Source organism: Burkholderia sp. SIMBA_062 (genome assembly GCF_046534765.1).
GTDB lineage: Bacteria > Pseudomonadota > Gammaproteobacteria > Burkholderiales > Burkholderiaceae > Burkholderia > Burkholderia ambifaria.
In genome coordinates, this window is sequence record NZ_JAWRYD010000009.1 from 198,309 (window position 1) to 215,717 (window position 17,409).

At 65.6% G+C, this 17,409-nt stretch carries 16 protein-coding genes; 10 read left to right on the forward strand and 6 right to left on the reverse strand.

Features of this window, described 5'->3' with window-relative positions; all coding sequences use genetic code 11:
* Positions 1-4: 4 nt before the first annotated feature.
* Positions 5-733: a response regulator gene (locus SB786_RS12385; protein ID WP_410727706.1), complete on the reverse strand. Its 729-nt coding sequence runs from the start codon at positions 731-733 to the stop codon at positions 5-7.
* On the opposite strand from SB786_RS12385, the gene SB786_RS12390 reads away from it, so the two are divergent.
* The 10 genes from SB786_RS12390 (at position 732) to SB786_RS12435 (ending at position 10,083) form a co-directional block, all read left to right on the forward strand.
* On the forward strand, positions 732-872 hold the full coding sequence (locus tag SB786_RS12390) for a hypothetical protein (RefSeq protein WP_410727707.1): 141 nt from the start codon (positions 732-734) through the stop codon (positions 870-872). The genes SB786_RS12385 and SB786_RS12390 overlap by 2 nt on opposite strands.
* 50 nt (positions 873-922) lie before the next feature.
* Entirely contained in the window at positions 923-2,008 is a 1,086-nt protein-coding gene (gene recA, locus SB786_RS12395) for a recombinase RecA (protein WP_410727709.1), read from the forward strand.
* Complete coding sequence (gene recX, locus SB786_RS12400; RefSeq protein ID WP_410727711.1) at positions 2,008-2,877, forward strand: recombination regulator RecX; 870 nt, start codon at positions 2,008-2,010, stop codon at positions 2,875-2,877. Before recA ends, recX begins: the two co-directional genes overlap by 1 nt.
* 145 nt (positions 2,878-3,022) lie before the next feature.
* On the forward strand, positions 3,023-3,631 hold the full coding sequence (locus SB786_RS12405; RefSeq protein WP_006759667.1) for a DUF2889 domain-containing protein: 609 nt from the start codon (positions 3,023-3,025) through the stop codon (positions 3,629-3,631).
* 68 nt (positions 3,632-3,699) lie between these two features.
* Complete coding sequence (sucC, locus tag SB786_RS12410; protein ID WP_410727712.1) at positions 3,700-4,866, forward strand: ADP-forming succinate--CoA ligase subunit beta; 1,167 nt, start codon at positions 3,700-3,702, stop codon at positions 4,864-4,866.
* Between the two features lie 69 nt (positions 4,867-4,935).
* Complete coding sequence (sucD, locus tag SB786_RS12415; RefSeq protein WP_006477916.1) at positions 4,936-5,817, forward strand: succinate--CoA ligase subunit alpha; 882 nt, start codon at positions 4,936-4,938, stop codon at positions 5,815-5,817.
* A 159-nt stretch (positions 5,818-5,976) separates the two neighbouring features.
* On the forward strand, positions 5,977-6,681 hold the full coding sequence (locus tag SB786_RS12420; protein ID WP_006749938.1) for a TerC family protein: 705 nt from the start codon (positions 5,977-5,979) through the stop codon (positions 6,679-6,681).
* Between the two features lie 97 nt (positions 6,682-6,778).
* Positions 6,779-7,375 (forward strand): pilin, encoded by a 597-nt coding sequence (locus SB786_RS12425; protein ID WP_410727713.1) that lies wholly within the window; start codon positions 6,779-6,781, stop codon positions 7,373-7,375.
* A 161-nt stretch (positions 7,376-7,536) separates the two neighbouring features.
* Positions 7,537-9,315, forward strand: a complete 1,779-nt coding sequence (locus tag SB786_RS12430; protein ID WP_410727715.1) for a PglL family O-oligosaccharyltransferase — start codon at positions 7,537-7,539, stop codon at positions 9,313-9,315.
* 417 nt (positions 9,316-9,732) lie between these two features.
* On the forward strand, positions 9,733-10,083 hold the full coding sequence (locus SB786_RS12435) for a TonB family protein (protein WP_410727716.1): 351 nt from the start codon (positions 9,733-9,735) through the stop codon (positions 10,081-10,083).
* Between the two features lie 75 nt (positions 10,084-10,158).
* Here SB786_RS12435 and SB786_RS12440 read toward each other — a convergent pair whose 3' ends face one another.
* The 5 genes from SB786_RS12440 to moaC form a co-directional block, all read right to left on the reverse strand.
* On the reverse strand, positions 10,159-11,373 hold the full coding sequence (locus SB786_RS12440) for a hypothetical protein (RefSeq protein WP_410727742.1): 1,215 nt from the start codon (positions 11,371-11,373) through the stop codon (positions 10,159-10,161).
* A gap of 494 nt (positions 11,374-11,867) precedes the next feature.
* A complete protein-coding gene (locus tag SB786_RS12445; protein WP_410727743.1) occupies positions 11,868-13,028 on the reverse strand; it encodes a WD40/YVTN/BNR-like repeat-containing protein in 1,161 nt (386 codons plus the stop codon).
* A 76-nt stretch (positions 13,029-13,104) separates the two neighbouring features.
* Positions 13,105-14,010 carry a hypothetical protein gene (locus SB786_RS12450; protein WP_410727717.1) on the reverse strand — a complete coding sequence of 302 codons (906 nt, stop codon included), beginning with the start codon at positions 14,008-14,010 and terminating at the stop codon, positions 13,105-13,107.
* Positions 14,003-16,690, reverse strand: a complete 2,688-nt coding sequence (locus tag SB786_RS12455) for a type VI secretion system Vgr family protein (protein WP_410727718.1) — start codon at positions 16,688-16,690, stop codon at positions 14,003-14,005. Before SB786_RS12455 ends, SB786_RS12450 begins: the two co-directional genes overlap by 8 nt.
* Before the next feature lie 115 nt (positions 16,691-16,805).
* Complete coding sequence (gene moaC / locus SB786_RS12460; protein ID WP_006759657.1) at positions 16,806-17,294, reverse strand: cyclic pyranopterin monophosphate synthase MoaC; 489 nt, start codon at positions 17,292-17,294, stop codon at positions 16,806-16,808.
* Positions 17,295-17,409: the final 115 nt, after the last annotated feature.

The following is a 17,409-nucleotide window of genomic DNA, read 5'->3' on the forward strand; positions in this document are numbered from 1 at the left end:
GGCTTCAGCGCAGCGGCGTGCCGGCCACCGAGGGCTGGGGCGCTGCGGTATCGGCCGGCGCGGCGGGCGCGACCTTCTCGAGGCAATAGCCGAGGCCGCGCACGGTCGAGATCCGCACGCCGCTCGGTTCGATCTTCTTGCGCAGCCGGTGCACGTAGACCTCGATCGCGTTGTTGCTGACTTCCTCGCCCCATTCGCACAGATGATCGACGAGCTGCTCCTTGGACACGAGCCGGCCGATCCGCTGCAGCAGCACCTCGAGCAGGCCGAGCTCGCGCGCGGAGAGATCGAGCACGTGATCGTTCGCATAGGCGATGCGGCCGACCTGATCGAACGCGAGCGAGCCGTGGCGCACGACGGTCGGGCCGCCGCCCGCGCCGCGCCGGGTCAGCGCGCGCACGCGCGCCTCGAGCTCGTTGAGCGCGAACGGCTTGGCCATGTAATCGTCGGCGCCGAGGTCGAGCCCCTTCACGCGTTCGTCGACGCTGTCGGCGGCGGTCAGGATCAGCACCGGGAGATTGGAATTGCGGGCGCGCAGGCGCTTGAGCACGTCGAGGCCGGACATTTTCGGCAGCCCGAGATCGAGGATCAGCAGGTCGAATGTCTGCATCGACAGCGCCGTATCGGCGTCGACGCCGCTCTTCACGTGGTCGACCGCATAGCCCGATTGGCGGAGTGACCGGGTGAGGCCGTCCGCGAGTATGCTGTCATCTTCGGCGATGAGAATTCGCATGGTGCTGACCGATGGCCGGCGGGCATTCGCGCCGGCGCGGCTGTCTCCGAAGTTATTCGTGTACAACGCAGCCCGCATTGCGGGCTTGCACAAAACACTGTTTTTTTATACAGTGTCTGCATTCATGGGCGGCGCTTGAAAGCGGGCGCGCCTCTAACAGACGCTGCTCATCATAGCAAAGGACGATTCATGGAAGATAGCAAGAAGGGCTCCGGGATGACCGCCGAGAAGAGCAAGGCGCTGGCGGCCGCACTCGCGCAGATCGAGAAGCAGTTCGGCAAGGGCTCGATCATGCGCATGGGCGACGGCGAAGTGGCCGAGAACATCCAGGTCGTGTCCACGGGCTCGCTCGGTCTCGATATCGCGCTCGGCGTCGGCGGCCTGCCGCGCGGCCGGGTCGTCGAGATCTACGGTCCGGAATCGTCGGGTAAAACCACGCTGACGCTGCAGGTCGTCGCCGAACTGCAGAAGCTGGGTGGCACGGCGGCGTTCATCGACGCCGAGCACGCGCTCGACGTTCAATATGCAGCGAAGCTCGGCGTGAACGTGCCGGAACTGCTGATCTCGCAGCCGGACACCGGCGAGCAGGCGCTCGAAATCACCGACGCGCTGGTGCGTTCGGGCTCGGTCGACATGATCGTCATCGACTCGGTCGCGGCGCTCGTGCCGAAGGCCGAAATCGAAGGCGAGATGGGCGATTCGCTGCCGGGCCTGCAGGCCCGCCTGATGTCGCAGGCGCTGCGCAAGCTGACGGGCACGATCAAGCGCACGAACTGCCTCGTGATCTTCATCAACCAGATCCGGATGAAGATCGGCGTGATGTTCGGCAACCCGGAAACCACGACGGGCGGCAACGCGCTGAAGTTCTATTCGTCGGTGCGTCTCGACATCCGCCGGATCGGCTCGATCAAGAAGAACGACGAGGTGATCGGCAATGAAACCCGCGTGAAGGTCGTCAAGAACAAGGTGTCGCCGCCGTTCCGCGAAGCGATCTTCGACATCCTGTATGGCGAAGGCATTTCGCGTCAGGGCGAGATCATCGATCTCGGCGTGCAGGCGAAGATCGTCGACAAGGCGGGCGCCTGGTACAGCTACAACGGCGAGAAGATCGGTCAGGGCAAGGACAACGCGCGTGAATTCCTGCGCGAGAATCCGGAAATCGCGCGCGAGATCGAGAACCGTATCCGCGAATCGCTCGGCGTGGTCACCATGCCTGATGGTGCTGGTGTGGCTGCGGACCGCGACGAAGCCGAGGCGATGGACGAAGAAGAGTGATGGTCGGGCGCCGAGGTCAGGCAGGCAAGCCGGAGGAGAGCGACGCGCCCGAAACGGCGGGTCGCTCCGGTCGACGAGCCGGATCCTCGGGTGCCGACCGGCCGGTCGCAGGCGGCAACGCCGCGAACCGCACCGCGACGAGGGCATCCGATGATGCCCTCGTTTCGTTTGAGATTGCCGCGCCGGACGATCCGTTTGACGACGACGAATCGTTCGATGCGCACGACCGCTCCCGCCGTCGTGTTTCCGGTGTCAGCTTCCCCGGCGAGCGCGCGGCCGATGCGGCGGCGCCGGCCAGGGAAGACGTCTATACCCGCAGCAGCCAGCATCCGCGCCGCACGCGCCGTGCGTCCGGCACGTCGTCAAGCACGTCTGCCGGCGACGATCCGGGCGCCAGCAAGCGCCAGTCGGCGAAGCCGCCGCGTTCGCTGAAGGGCCGCGCGCTCGGTTATCTGTCCAGGCGCGAATACAGCCGTACGGAACTCGCGCGCAAGCTTGGGCCGTACGTCGGCGAAGACGAATCCGTCGAGCCGGTGCTCGATGCGCTGGAAAAGGAAGGCTGGCTGTCCGACGCGCGCTTTGCCGAGAGCCTCGTGCATCGCCGCGCGTCGCGCGTCGGCGCCGCGCGCATCGTCAGCGAACTGAAGCGCCACGCAGTTGGCGACACGCTCGTCGAGGAAGTCAACGCGCAGTTGCGCGAGACCGAATGGGCCCGCGCGCAGGCCGTCTGGCGCAAGAAATTCGGTGCACTGCCGCAAACGCCGGCCGAGCGCGCGAAGCAGGCGCGCTTCCTTGCCGCGCGTGGCTTCTCGAGCGGGATCATCGTGAAGTTGCTGAAGGTCGGCGACGATTTCCTGGTCGACGATTGACCGGCCCGTCACGCGCGCTGCGCGCGATTTTGCTGCAATGCAACCGTTTCCGGACAGGCGGGAATACCCGCCGTCGCGGCGGGCTGCCTCCAATACCCGATATGCTAAAATCCACGGGTTTTCCTCTTCGGCCTCAACCTCCAGCATGCCGCTATCCGAGCCCGTGCCCCGTCAGTTGCGACATCGACGCGCAATCCGAGCGGAAGCCTACGAGCGCGGCGACGGCTTGTGGGACATCGAAGCCTGCCTGACCGACCACAAGCCGCGCGATGTCGCGCTTGCGTCGGGCATCCGGCCACAGGGCCTGCCGATCCACGAACTCTGGCTGCGCGTGACTATCGATCGTGATCTCAACGTCGTCGACGCCGAAGCGTCTTCGGAATGGGTTCCCTATCCCGGTCACTGTCAATCCGCCGCTCCCGCCTATCGGGCCCTCATCGGGCTCAATCTCTTCCGCAATTTCCGCCGCAACGCGAACCGGCTGCTCGCCGGTGTCGCAGGCTGTTCCCATCTCACCGAACTGTGCGCCGTGCTGCCGACGGCAGCGATCCAGGCGTTCGCCGGCGATGTGTGGAACGTGCGCGAGGAAGGCGGCGACGGGCCGGATCATGGCGGCGCGCACGACGAAGCGCCTTTCCAGCTCGGCCGTTGCCGGGCGTTGCGGTTCGACGGCGAGGTCGTGCGGCAGTACTACCCGCGCTGGTATGGCGCGAGCCGGCCGGACGTGCCCGGTGAAGGCAGCACGAAGGAATGAACGGAAATCATTCGAAGAAGCGTCTTAAGCGACTTTTCATCCAACTCTCAGACTGAAGGGAATCACGCATGAAGATTCACGAGTACCAGGGTAAGGAAATCCTGCGGAAATTCGGCGTCGCGGTACCGCGCGGCAAGCCGGCGTTCTCGGTTGACGAGGCCGTCAAGGTGGCAGAAGAGCTCGGCGGCCCGGTGTGGGTCGTGAAGGCTCAGATTCACGCGGGTGGCCGTGGCAAGGGCGGCGGCGTGAAGGTGGCGAAGTCGATCGAGCAGGTGCGCGAATACGCGAACCAGATCCTCGGCATGCAGCTCGTCACGCACCAGACGGGCCCGGAAGGCCAGAAGGTCAACCGTCTGATGGTCGAAGAAGGCGCCGACATCAAGCAGGAACTGTATGTCAGCCTGGTCGTCGATCGCGTGTCGCAAAAGATCGTTCTGATGGGTTCGAGCGAAGGCGGCATGGACATCGAAGAAGTCGCCGAAAAGCATCCGGAACTGATCCACAAGGTCATCGTCGAGCCGTCGACGGGCCTGCTCGACGCGCAGGCGGACGACCTCGCCGCGAAGATCGGCGTGCCGGCTGCTTCCATTCCGCAAGCGCGCGCGATCCTGCAAGGCCTGTACAAGGCATTCTGGGAAACCGACGCGTCGCTGGCTGAAATCAACCCGCTGAACGTCTCCGGCGACGGCAAGGTCATCGCACTCGACGCGAAGTTCAACTTCGACTCGAACGCGCTGTTCCGCCACCCGGAAATCGTCGCGTACCGTGACCTGGACGAAGAAGATCCGGCCGAAATCGAAGCGTCGAAGTTCGACCTCGCGTACATCTCGCTCGACGGCAACATCGGCTGCCTCGTGAACGGCGCAGGCCTCGCGATGGCGACGATGGACACCATCAAGCTGTTCGGCGGCGAGCCGGCGAACTTCCTGGACGTCGGCGGCGGCGCGACGACCGAGAAGGTCACGGAAGCGTTCAAGCTGATGCTGAAGAATCCGGACCTGAAGGCGATCCTCGTGAACATCTTCGGCGGCATCATGCGCTGCGACGTGATCGCGGAAGGCGTGATCGCCGGTTCGAAGGCCGTGAACCTGAACGTGCCGCTCGTCGTGCGCATGAAGGGCACGAACGAGGACCTGGGCAAGAAGATGCTGGCCGATTCGGGCCTGCCGATCATCTCGGCGGACAGCATGGAAGAGGCTGCGCAGAAGGTCGTCGCGGCTGCCGCAGGCAAGTAAGCACGCGCTAATGAACACGCATGGCGGCGCGGTTTGCTCGCGACGCCAATCGAACAGAGGTCAAAATACATGTCGATTCTGATCAACAAGGACACGAAGGTCATCACGCAGGGCATTACCGGCAAAACCGGTCAGTTCCATACGCGCGCCTGCCGTGAATACGCAAACGGCCGCGAAGCATTCGTCGCGGGCGTGAACCCGAAGAAGGCCGGCGAAGACTTCGAAGGCATTCCGATCTACGCGAGCGTGAAGGAAGCGAAGGCAGAAACCGGCGCGACCGTGTCGGTCATCTACGTTCCGCCGGCGGGCGCTGCTGCCGCGATCTGGGAAGCCGTCGAAGCCGACCTGGATCTCGCGATCTGCATCACGGAAGGCATCCCCGTGCGCGACATGATCGAAGTGAAGGACCGCATGCGTCGCGAAGGCCGCAAGACGCTGCTGCTGGGGCCGAACTGCCCGGGCACGATCACGCCGGACGAACTGAAGATCGGCATCATGCCGGGTCACATCCACCGCAAGGGCCGCATCGGCGTCGTGTCGCGTTCGGGCACGCTGACGTATGAAGCCGTTGCGCAGCTGACGGCACTCGGTCTCGGCCAGTCGTCGGCAGTCGGTATCGGCGGCGACCCGATCAACGGTCTGAAGCACATCGACGTGATGAAGATGTTCAACGACGATCCGGATACGGATGCGGTCGTGATGATCGGCGAAATCGGCGGTCCGGACGAAGCCAATGCAGCCGAGTGGATCAAGGACAACATGAAGAAGCCGGTCGTCGGTTTCATCGCGGGTGTCACGGCGCCTCCGGGCAAGCGGATGGGCCACGCCGGCGCGCTGATCTCGGGCGGTGCGGATACGGCCGAAGCGAAGCTGGAAATCATGGAAGCGTGCGGCATCACCGTCACGCGCAACCCGTCGGAAATGGGCCGTCTGTTGAAGAAGGCGCTGTAATTCCCGCGTGGTTCGTCCTGCAAAAAACGCCGGCTTAGCCGGCGTTTTTTGTTATGCTCGCGCAATGAATTTGTAAGCCCCGGGCATGCGCGACGCATGTGCCGGTAATGAACCGGGCCGCCTTTTCAGATGGTCGTTGCCCCGCACCTATATCCACTCATGCTTGAATTCCTGACGTCGCTGCACTGGGGCGCCGTGTTCCAGATCGTCATCATCGACATCCTGCTCGGCGGCGACAACGCGGTCGTGATCGCGCTCGCGTGCCGCAACCTGCCGGCCAACCAACGGCTGCGCGGCGTCGTGTGGGGCACGGCCGGCGCGATCCTGCTGCGGGTCGTGCTGATCGCGTTCGCGGTCGCGCTGCTCGACGTGCCGTTCCTGAAGTTCGGCGGCGGCCTGCTGCTGCTGTGGATCGGCATCAAGCTGATGGCGCCGGACGCCGACGCACACGACAACGTGAAGCCGGCCGACCGGCTGTGGGACGCGGTGAAGACGATCGTGATCGCCGACGCCGTGATGAGCCTCGACAACGTGATCGCGATCGCCGGCGCGGCCGAGCAGGCCGATCCGTCGCACCGGCTGGCGCTCGTGATCTTCGGGCTCGTCGTCAGCGTGCCGATCATCGTGTGGGGCAGCACGCTGGTGCTGAAGCTGCTCGACCGGTTCCCGATCGTCGTCGCGTTGGGCGCCGGGCTGCTCGGCTGGATCGCCGGCGGGCTGATGGTGCACGACCCGGTCGGCGATCGCTGGCCGGTGCTCGATACGCAGGCCGCGATCTACGGCGCGAGCATCGCCGGCGCACTGTTCGTCGTGGGCGCCGGATACGCGCTCCGACGCCGCCGCAGCATTCCGCACCCGCAATGACGTTGGCCGTCCGGCCGACTGCCGGGGCCGCGGCCCACTGGCTACGATCGAAACGCCTGCCTGATTCGGCAGGCGTTTTTCGTTTCCGGAGCCAGTCATGTTCGAAGCCTTTTCAGTTTCCCTGTTCCGTCGTGTCGCCGCCGATCTGCGGCGCGCGCGCCGGCCGGTGCCGCGTTGGCGGCCGGCCGGCTTCACGCTGATCGAGCTGATGATCGTACTCGCGATCGTCGGCGTGATCGCGGCCTATGCGATTCCCGCGTACCAGGATTACCTCGCGCGGTCGCGCGTCGGTGAGGGGCTCGCGCTCGCGGCCTCCGCGCGGCTCGCTGTGGCTGACAACGCGGCGAGTGGCGCGGGCCTCGATGGCGGCTACAGCCCGCCGGTCGCTACCCGGAACGTCGAATCCGTTCGGATCGACGCCGATACGGGCCAGATCACGGTGGCGTTCACCACCCGCGTCGCCGCGGCCGGCGCGAATACGCTCGTCCTGGTGCCGTCCGCGCCGGACAAGGCCGACACCCCTACCGCACGGGTGGCGCTGAAAAAGGGCGCGATGCAGGCCGGCGCGATCGCGTGGGAGTGCTTTGCCGCCGGCAAGGCCGCATCATCGCTGCCGGCGCCGGGCGCGGGCCCGTTGCCGACGGAGGCGGCGACGTTGCCCGCGAAATACGCGCCGGCGGAATGCCGCGCATAGTGCGGGCGGCCTGCGGGCCCGTGCGGGGCCGCGCGTACGGCGCGGCGCCCGCCGTGCCGGCCGGCCGAGCCGGTCCGGCCATACCGGGTGACGGCGCGGCGGGGCGCACAGACGGGGGAAAGTTTTGTATAGTGCGCCGGTTGCTGACATCCGGTTCGCTCATGCCTTCTACTTTTTCCCGTTCGTTGCCGCTCGTTGCGCTGGCTGTCGCCCTGATCGTGCCGTACGCGATCACGAATCACACGTATCCGATCCCGACTTTCTATTCCGAGTTTGCTGCGTTGGTGCTGTATCTGCTGGTGGGGCTCTCCGTCGTCCTGCTCGCGCGCACGGGCCGCCCGGCCGAGCCGTTCGCCGCGCCGGCCGCGTTTGTCGCGCCGCTCGGGTTCGCGGCGGTGCTGCTCGCGCAGGTCGCGCTGATGCCGCTGAAAGTGCCGTCGATGAACTGGCTGGCGCTCGGCTATCTGGCCGCCGCGCTGGTCGCGATGCAGGCTGGCTACACGCTCGCGCGCGAGGGGCTCGCCGAAGCCACCGCGCGAATGATGGCCGGCGCGCTGCTCGTCGGCGGCGTGTTTGCGGTCGCGAGCCAGGTCGTGCAGTTGTTCCACCTCGAAACCGCGGTGTCGCCGTTCGTCGTGGTTTACAACATCGCGGTCGATCGCCGTCCGTACGGCAACATGGCGCAGGCGAACCACCTGGCGACCTACATCGCTTTTGCGCTCGCGGGCGCGCTGTATCTGGTGCAGACGCGCCGGCTCGCGGTATGGGCATGGTTCGCGCTGTCGATCGTGCTGTCGGTCGGTCTCGCGCTGACGGTGTCACGCGGCCCGTGGCTGCAGGTCGCGGTGATGGTCGTCGCGGGCTTCTGGATGGCATGGCTCGAGTCGCGCCGCACGCCGGGCAACCGCCGCGCATGGCTGATACCGGCGGCGCTCGCGGTGGCCTTCGTCGCGGTGAACGTCGCGGTGCGCTGGGCCAACGTGCACTTCCACCTGGGGCTTGCCGAGTCGGCCGCCGAGCGGATGCGCGACGCGGGGCAGATCGCGCCGCGGCTCGCGCTGTGGAAGTACGGGCTCGCGATGTTCCGCGAGCATCCGCTGCTCGGCGTCGGCTGGGGCGAATTCCCGTCGCACCAGTTCGCGCTCGTGCGCACGCTCGGCGGTGTCGAGATCGCGAACAACTCGCACGACATTTTCATCGACCTGCTCGCGAAGTCCGGTCTGCTGGGTCTCGGCGTGCTCGTCGTCGCGCTCGTGACGTGGTTCGTGCGCGCGGTGCGCGCGCCGCAGTCGAGCACGCGCGTGTTCGGCCTCGCGCTGATCGGCATCCTGCTGATGCATGCGCTCGTCGAATATCCGCAGCAGTACATGTTCTTCCTGCTGCCGGCGATGTTCGTGATCGGGCTGCTCGACGTGAAGCCGCTGCGGCTCCTGCCGGGCCGCGCGGCGTTCGGGCTGTTCGCGGTGCTGTCGGTCGGCGGCGTGCTGGCGGCGGTACCCGTGCTGCGCGACTACCAGCGCGCGGAAGTGCTGTATTACGGCAGCGATCCGGCCGCGCAGTACCGCGATGCGCCGTCGCAGCTGTTCGGCGCGTGGGGCGATTATGGAGTGGCCACGCTGCTGACGATTTCGCCGGAGAACCTGCCGCTCAAGCTCGCCGCGCACGAGCGCGCGATCGCGCTGCTGCCGGGCGAGACGGTGCTGCGCCGCTATGCGGCGCTGCAAGCGCTGGCCGGTCGGGAAGCCGATGCGCTCGATACGGTCGCGCGCCTGCATGTGTTCGCGAAGGAATTGAAGGACTGGCCGCAGCAGTTGGCGTTGCTGTACAAGCTGTGCGACCAGCAACCGGCGCTGAAGGCGTTCAAGGCGGCCGTCGTCGCGAAGTACGGGGAAGTGCCGGCCGATGCGGACGAGGACGATTCCGACGACGATTCCGAGTGATACCACGCTGAACACCGGGCTGACACCGCGCGGCGCCGGGCGGGGACGCCCGACGCTGGCCGGATTGCGATGAGGCGGGTGGGCGGCGGCGAGCCGGGCCGGTGAGGCGATTGCTTCCCGAGGGGAATGGATGCCTGCCGAATGCGGTGTGATTCGCGTCAATCATTGTCAAATCGCGGCCACGCGCAAGGCGGCGCGTGCACAATGCGCGAAAGCGTTCGCGTGCACGGCTGCCCGAGGCGGGCCGCTGCCGCGAACGCCGCCCCCGGATCTCCGGGAACCCGCGAAGCAGGATCGCGACCGGGCAGCCATCGGTCGTGCGGCCGTAACGGCGCGCCGGTCCGATGGCCGCGGCGCAGGGCGATGTCCGCTGGCGCGGCGTTCGTCCGGAACAGTACTGAAGAACGATATTCGACCATGGCCCTTCGCTCGACCATCCTGATCCTGGCTGCCGTCGCCGTGCTGTTGTCCGGCTGCGCGATGCTGTCGTCGTCGCAGGAAAGCAAGCTCACCTGCCACATTCCGCGCGCCGTCTATCCGGATAGCGCGAAGCCGCTCACGCGTCCGGTCACCGTGCTCGTGCGGGCGCTGATGACGACCTCGGGCGAAGCGCAGAACGTCACCGTCACGACGAGCAGCCGCAATGCGGCGGCGGACCGCGCGGCCGTCGACGCGATGACGCACGCGACCTGCGCGCAGACCGGCGCCACCGCGAATCCGTTCCTGCTCACGCAACCGTTCGTGTTCGAGCCGCGACGCGCCCAATGATGGGCGGTCGGTCACGCCGCGGCGCGCCTGCCGCTTGCCGTCGTTTCCTGTCCGGCGCCGCCGTGCCGCCGACGTTCAGTGCCGCGGCATCAGGTTCGCGCCGTGGCACGCCGGCTCGGCCGCCTTGCGCAGCCCGAGCATCGTGAACCCGTTGCGCTCCTGGCGGATCAACGCGTAGCGTCGCGCAACCGTGTTTCCGTCCTTGCCCGTCAGATCCAGTTCGACCTGGAAGCGATCCTTGCTGTCAGAGCAGCCGCGTACCGGTCCATAGGCGAACCCGGTATCGGGCGCCTTGCTTTCCGCAATGAACGCCTGCCGGGCTTGCAGCGCCGCCGCAGCGGACGCAGGTTCGCTCCATGCGCGCGCGAGCGCATCGTCCACGCGCAGCCATTCATCGACGAAATCGCGGCCGTTGACCGCGACCGGCTGCACGCGTTGCACGGAGTCGCCGTCGATGCGATAGCGGAAGATGCCCGGCCGTGTCATCACGTCGGTGTCGCGCGAGCCGACCGTCGTGCGCAGCTCGAAGCCGTCGGGGCGCACCTTGAAGCGGAGCGCGTCGTCGTCGAGCACGTAGCCGTGCTCCGTATGGAACAGCGTGCGTTGCGCGGCCGCGCCGTTTGCCGGCGCGACCACGTCCGCGCCGAACCGGCTCCAGCGCGACGAGCACCACGGCGTGCCGTGGACGATCGCCACCTGGCCGCCGGGCAATGCGCCGAACCAGAAGCCGCCGCCGTAGGCGCCGCCGATGTCCTTGTAGTCGTCGGCCTGCCAGCGCAGCACGCGGCGCCAGCCGCCGTTTTCCCATGCGTAGGCCGTGAGCAGGTTGTCGTCGCCGCATGCGATGTCGAAGCCGGCGCGCACGAAGAGGAGCGAGCGGGACGTGCCGTCGCGCTCGACGTCGACGTCCGGGTTGCGGCCGAATGCCGATTCGCCGTTTTTCGGCTGGGCGGATTGGGCGGATTGGGCGGGTACGCCTAGCGCGGCTGCAAGCGTGCGTTTCAGCGCGGCCGGTTCGACGTGTTCGTCGCTGCACGCGAGCCGCGCGTCGATCGCGCCGACGAGCGCCTGCTTGTATGCGCGAAGCGCGTCGCCCAAAGGCGGTGTGACGTCGACGGTGCCGCCGCCGTCGCCTTGCGAATTACGGACTTGCTGTACGCGGTGCTGCGCGTCGAGCGCCGCGCGTGCGGCGGTGTCGGCGGCGGGGCAGGGGCTGGCGGCGGAGGCGGTGGTAGGTATGGCACAGGCGATGGAGAGCGCGAGTGTTACGCGATTCAGCAAGTTTTTCATCGAAACATTTTTTTCGTTCTTTTCTTGGTTCATCACGGCGAGCAGTCCTGCTTCGGTCGGCTCGGGCCGCTGCGGCTCGTTCGATACGGCCTGGGGCTTGAACGTCACTTCGGGATTGGCGAGCTTGACGCTCATCACGTCATTGCCCTTGATGCGGAAGTTGCCGCCGCCATACGGCGTGTCGTTTCGCATGAAGTTTGTCGAAATCGTCTCCCGATCCATCGTGGGGCGGATATAACTCAATGTCGCCACGACCAGGACGGCGAGGCTCACGACGAATCCTATCCGGCGAGTGTGTTTTTGCATGTCATTGGATACGCGGTCACCCCGAGACATGACCGACCCGGCAGGACCGGTATCCGACGGTTCTGGCAGGCGTCGCGTCGCGATCGTGCGGCCGGGCCCCGCATTGCCCGGCCATTTCGGATCGGCCGCAGGCCGCGGAGCCGACGCCCGAATCGCGACGGGGCCCCGCGGTAATCGCATCGGAACCGTCAGAACTGCCGCTTCTTGAGCGTATAGGCAACCAGCGAATACAGCGTGTTCGTCTGGGCGTTGAAATATCCGCCCTGAGTCGTCTTCTCCCTGCTCGAGTTCCAGGTCTTCCCCCCGTCGCTGCTGACGAACGTGAGATCGAGCGGTGTGCCGTTGCGGCTGGCGTCGGTTGCGTAGACGAGCAGCAACCCATCCCGGCCGACGCTCAGGCTATCGAGCGTCAACGTGTCGTCAAACGAATGCAATTGCCGCACCTGCTCGGGTGCGCCGTTCGTCCAGGTCGAAATGGCGCCGACGCGTTTTCCCTTGTCGGCGGGATTATCGAAATTGCGCGGTTCGCCGAGGCGCGACAGCGCATAAAGCGCATAGTGATCCGACGCGGTCGGTGACGAGGACAGGCTGACGATCACGTGTTCGGGCAACACGGCGTCCAGGGCGAACCCCGATTGTTCCCAGCCGAGCCGATAGACGACGCTTCCGGCGGAAGCATGCTCGGATTTCTCGACGTGGTATGCCACGCGCAAGGTACCGTCCGGGCCCAGGTCGATGCCGTCAAAGGTGCGGTGGGGTTTGCCGGCGTCGGCGGCACCCGGCGGCAGTTCGATTTCCCGCCACGACTGACCGCCGTCGGACGTGCGCCACACGTGCGGGCCCCAACCGATCGCATAGCCGCGCTGCGGATCCAGAAAGAGCAGGCGACCGATGTTCCGGTCTTCGGGCCACGCGAGCTGCACCCAGTCGCGTCCGCCGTTGGACGACTTCCAGAGCTTGGTCACTTGCGGCGTCAGCCCGTCGGCAGGCTGAGGCGACTTGTAGTCCATCCAGCCGGTGCTGATGAATTCGACCGTCCAGTCCTTGGCGTGCCACCAGGCGGCGGTCTGGCCCACCTGCTTGAAATGGCGCGTCATGTCTCCGTTCACCGGGCCGCGCCAGAATTCGACCGACGTCCGGTTCAGCGTTTCGCGACTGTCGTTCATCCACGCTTCGGCCGGCTCGGCTTTTTCCTTGTCCTTCCATTCGGCATATGGCTTGAACGTGATTTCAGGATCGCTGATCTTCAGCGTGATCGCCTCGTTTCCCGATATCACGAAGTCGCCTCCGCCGTAAGGCTTGCTGTTCTTCATGAAAGTGTTGGAAACGACCTGCCAGTCATTCGACATATACGAGAACCCGACAATCAAAACAATGAGCACGACTGCCGCAGCCAGCGACAGCTTCAGGAATTTTTTCGTCATTTCATTTCGGCATCAGTTTTTCGAGTGCCTGTGCAACAGGGTCGATGACATGTTCGTTGACGGCATCACCGGCCTTTTTCGCATATTCCACGGTATTGTCGACGTACTGTTTGCCCACGCCGACACCGCTGTCGAATGCCTGGGAGAATGTCCTGAGATCCCCCCATTCCTGGGCGTTGGGTTGCTTCAGGATGTAATACATATCGACAGGCCCGAGCCCGGCCAGACCGCCGTCGAGATAGGCGAGAGGGTGGGTCTTGAACGCGTACGTCTTGAAGGTGTCGTCATCCAGTTCGAGCGCGTACTGCGGCACGTTCATCACGCAGCTGCCGCTGTTCGGCTTCTTGCCCCTGATCGAAATGGTGTCGCCGCGCATGTTCTGCTGCAAACCCTGTTCCAGATAATGCTGCAGGAACCAGCGTGCGCTCGCAAGCCACGCTTTGCCCTTGTCGCTCAATTCCGGCAGCAGGTATTTGCCGTAATTCGAGCAGTAGTAGTAACCGTAGCTGACGTAATATCCCGGCGGCTTATGCCCGCACCCGATATGACGCATCATGAAATTGCCGTGGCGGGACCAGTCGGAATCGGTGCTTTCCGCTTGTATCAGGTTTTCCCGCCGATGCAGCAGTTCACGGGCAACTTTCGTGTCTTTCCACGGATCCCATGACGTCGCGAATTTCTTGACGGTCGCCCAGATACTCGACGTGCTGACTTTTTCGACCGTTTCCCAGTACTCGCCGTGCAGCGGCCGGTAGTAGTACGGGCACGTTCCGATAATGGAATCCGCGGCCGGCGTCACATGCTTGTCGCAGATGTTGATCTGCACCTTCGGCCGATCCTGGTACCCCGTCGGCGTCAGCATCCCCGAGCCGGTGCCCAGCACCTTGTCCTGTTGTCCGTCAGCCATTCGATTTCCCCAGAAACTTGACGACGACGTCGTGCGGCACGTGGCTCTGCGTGAGCCCCGTCTCACCTGCCGCGTTGGTGACGCCTTCCGACAGCAGCTTGCCGTTCGAGAACATCTGGTATCGCGTGTTCGCTACCGGAATGTCGGTACCGGCCCAGTGCGCGATGAACGCCTGATCGTAGTTGCCGGTCGAGTTCGGCAGGGTCGGCATCGCTTGCGACAGGTGCGTGGGGCCGCTGAACACGTGCTGCGCGCCTTTGATGTCGATCTTGCCCGGTGCGTGCACTTCGATGTTGCCGTTCGCGATGCGGATGTACGCGCCGCCGGAGGTCAGCAGGATTTCCTTCGCCGCGGCGCCCTCGATCGACTCGGTGACCGCTATCAGCTTCAGCGCCTTCTGGGCGGTCAGCTCGATGTTGTCCGCCTGCGCCTGCACTTCGACCTTGCCCTTGCCGGCGAACAGCTTGATCCCCGAGTTCTGCGCGAACAGGCTGATCCGGTCGAGGACACTCGCGATCAGCGACTTGCCGGCGGCCACGTGCGTGCTTTGCCCGCTGACGAGGTTGACGTGCTGGTCCGCCGCAAGCTGCACGGACTGTTGTGTAGACATCCCGATACCGGCCGGGCTGCCGAACAGCATCACGGGTTCCTTGAACGCGTTGGCCGTGCCGGTTCCGCCGCCCGCGGTCCTGCCGCCGGACGTGCCGCCGCTCACGCTGTTCTGCGTCGCGTCGGTGAACTGCTTCAGCGCCGAATGGCCGCGCTCAAGCGACTCGGCCTGATGCTGGGCGCCGACCTCCGACATGGCCTCCAGCAGGCCTTCCGCACGGACGAGCTGCTGTTGCGTTTCCTGAACGTCGAGCGGCTGGCTCGCCGGCTGCTTCGGGTGCGTCGTGACGTACAGCCCGCGGCTCGCGCGTACGGCGCCGTACGCGTCCGAGCGCAGGTCGAAGCCGCTGCCGAGATAGCTGCCGCGGTTGTTGCCCGTATGGTCGATCAGGTAACCGAGATGCAGGTGCGCATTGGTCTGGCTGCTGTACAGGTGCACGCGGTTCTGCGATGTCGCGTCGTCGAGCACGAGCTGGTTGTAGCCGGCGCCCGCGTATTCCTTCGACCGGTATCCGGACAGGATGCCGTTGCTGTGCCATTGCGGACGGGTCGCGCCGTTGTAGACCTTGCCGACGATGATCGGGCGGTCGCAGTCGCCGCCGAGGAAATCGACCAGCACCTCCTCGCCGCTACGGTGCGGGTGAACGGCGCCATAACCGTTGCCCGAATCCGACGCGGTGGCACGCAGCCAGCACGACGCCGTTTCATCGCCGTCGTTCAGGCGGTCCCAATGGAAGCGAACCTTGACCCGGTTGAGCGCGTCGGTGTGGACTTCTTCGCCCTGCGGCGCGACGACGATCGCCGTTTGCAAATGCATCGCGGGTTTCGCATGGTCGAACGGGCTGCGAAACGGTACGGTCGTGCGCTGGGCTTCGACGCGGATCTGAAAGAAGCCTTCGCTGCCGTCGGGATGACGCACGCGCGACTGGCCCGTATCGGTTGCCAACACGATGCTGCCGACCTCGGCTTGCAAGCTATGCGGGAAAACCGCCTGTTCGTCCGCCACGGGCAGGTTGTTGACGATGACCCACGTCGTCTCGATCACGGCGAATTCGCGTTGCCCGGCATCGTCCTTGTCGTGTTCGGGGTGATCCGCCAGTTCGAAGGTCCGCCCGGCATCCATGCGCCGCACGCCGCCGACGCCATGAAAGCGTTTCGCGCGCGACTCCTGTTCCTCCATCCATATCTTCGACAGATGGTCACCGCGGGACTGTTCGGGATACGTGTACGCACCGGTGTATTCGTAGACTTCGAGCTGCGGCGGCAGGTCACCCTGATTTGCGATCGTCGGCGTATGGGTCGCCTTCGGATTCGCCGCGCTCGGCGGCTGCTTGTAGTCGAACGTGCGTGTGGCGCGGGCGACACTGCGCAGCGTGCGCGTACCGGAGAACTGGACGAACGTGTCGGCCTCGTCACCCGTGCCCGCATGATGAAAGCGCACCGTTCGCGGCGACAGCGCGGGCAATGCGTCGATGCGGTCGACGACGACGAGCCGGTGCGACCTGCCGTCCTGGTCCTGTTCCCAGAAGCCATACAGGCCTTCGGATTCCATCAGGCGATGCACGAAATTCCAGTCATCCTCGTACTGCATGCAGAACGACCGGAGCGGCAGCGGCTGGTGGAGCTTGAAGGTGAAGCGGCCCTTGGCCTGCGGATGCTGGTTCAGCACGTCGGCGATGATGTCGTCCGCGGTCTGGTTCTGCCAGATCCGCTGGTCGCGGCGGAACTTCAGGAAGTGCAGGAACGAAGCGAAGACGATCTGGTAGTGCGTGACGCCGCTGTCCGAGCCGAGCCGGCGGGCGGAATGCACGTAGCCGTGGTGAGGCGTGAAAGACTGGTCGGCCTGCAGGATCCACAGCGTCACCGGCTGCGCGATCAGCTTCTTGAGTTCGAGGTTATCGGATACCGACACGGTATCGACCGTGAACTCGAAGTGACGTCCGAGCTGCGATCGTCCGATGACGCGATGCGGCAGCAGGACGTTGGCGCCCAGCGGCGTATCCAGTTTGACAAGGCGCTCGTGCTGGACCGGTCCGGCCAGCAATGCGCTTCTTAACGCTTGCGAATTCATCACCCGTGCTCGCTTTTTTTGTGCTGGTTCGCACGCTCTCTCGTGCGGAATCCGGTAATTGTATGAGATAAACGGGCGCTATCCCGAATTTGCCGGCCGACAGGGTTCCGACCGGTCAGCCGGCGGCGTCCTCCGCCTTCCAATCCCCCGACTTCCCGCCACGCTTCTCCCTGACGCTCACCTCGGTGATCACCATCCCGCGATCGACCGCCTTGCACATGTCGTACACGGTCAGCAGCCCGACCTGCACGGCGGTCAGCGCTTCCATCTCGACACCGGTGCGCCCGAACGTCTCGACCTGCGCGACGCAGTGCACGCCCGGCAGCGCGTCGTCGAGTTCGAAGTCGACGGCCACGCGCGTCAGCGCGAGCGGGTGACACAGCGGAATGAGGTCGGCGGTGCGCTTGGCACCCTGGATCGCGGCGATGCGCGCGACGCCCAGCACGTCGCCTTTCTTCGCCTTGCCGTCGCGGATCAGCGCGAACGTCGCCGGCAGCATCCGGATCGTGCCGCGCGCGATCGCGATGCGTTGCGTTTCCTGCTTGCCGCCGACGTCGACCATGTGCGCGTGGCCCGCGGCGTCGAAATGGGTAAGTCCTGACATGTCCTGCTCCGATCTCTTGTGTCGCGGCCGGTCGATCCACCGCGTCGGGCGCCGTGCCGCAACCATCCGCAACGTTTCAACGGGCGCCTATCATAGCAGCGGCCCGCCCGACGCC

Excerpts from the sequence above, each read along its gene's own strand:
- SB786_RS12390 (WP_410727707.1), top strand. The coding sequence starts at position 732 with ATGGTGCTGACCGATGGCCGGCGGGCATTCGCGCCGGCGCGGCTGTCT.
- SB786_RS12385 (WP_410727706.1), bottom strand. The coding sequence starts at position 733 with ATGCGAATTCTCATCGCCGAAGATGACAGCATACTCGCGGACGGCCTC.
- recA (WP_410727709.1), top strand. The coding sequence starts at position 923 with ATGGAAGATAGCAAGAAGGGCTCCGGGATGACCGCCGAGAAGAGCAAG.
- recX (WP_410727711.1), top strand. The coding sequence starts at position 2,008 with ATGGTCGGGCGCCGAGGTCAGGCAGGCAAGCCGGAGGAGAGCGACGCG.
- SB786_RS12405 (WP_006759667.1), top strand. The coding sequence starts at position 3,023 with ATGCCGCTATCCGAGCCCGTGCCCCGTCAGTTGCGACATCGACGCGCA.
- sucC (WP_410727712.1), top strand. The coding sequence starts at position 3,700 with ATGAAGATTCACGAGTACCAGGGTAAGGAAATCCTGCGGAAATTCGGC.
- sucD (WP_006477916.1), top strand. The coding sequence starts at position 4,936 with ATGTCGATTCTGATCAACAAGGACACGAAGGTCATCACGCAGGGCATT.
- SB786_RS12420 (WP_006749938.1), top strand. The coding sequence starts at position 5,977 with ATGCTTGAATTCCTGACGTCGCTGCACTGGGGCGCCGTGTTCCAGATC.
- SB786_RS12425 (WP_410727713.1), top strand. The coding sequence starts at position 6,779 with ATGTTCGAAGCCTTTTCAGTTTCCCTGTTCCGTCGTGTCGCCGCCGAT.
- SB786_RS12430 (WP_410727715.1), top strand. The coding sequence starts at position 7,537 with ATGCCTTCTACTTTTTCCCGTTCGTTGCCGCTCGTTGCGCTGGCTGTC.
- SB786_RS12435 (WP_410727716.1), top strand. The coding sequence starts at position 9,733 with ATGGCCCTTCGCTCGACCATCCTGATCCTGGCTGCCGTCGCCGTGCTG.
- SB786_RS12440 (WP_410727742.1), bottom strand. The coding sequence starts at position 11,373 with ATGAAAAACTTGCTGAATCGCGTAACACTCGCGCTCTCCATCGCCTGT.
- SB786_RS12445 (WP_410727743.1), bottom strand. The coding sequence starts at position 13,028 with ATGTCGAATGACTGGCAGGTCGTTTCCAACACTTTCATGAAGAACAGC.
- SB786_RS12450 (WP_410727717.1), bottom strand. The coding sequence starts at position 14,010 with ATGGCTGACGGACAACAGGACAAGGTGCTGGGCACCGGCTCGGGGATG.
- SB786_RS12455 (WP_410727718.1), bottom strand. The coding sequence starts at position 16,690 with ATGAATTCGCAAGCGTTAAGAAGCGCATTGCTGGCCGGACCGGTCCAG.
- moaC (WP_006759657.1), bottom strand. The coding sequence starts at position 17,294 with ATGTCAGGACTTACCCATTTCGACGCCGCGGGCCACGCGCACATGGTC.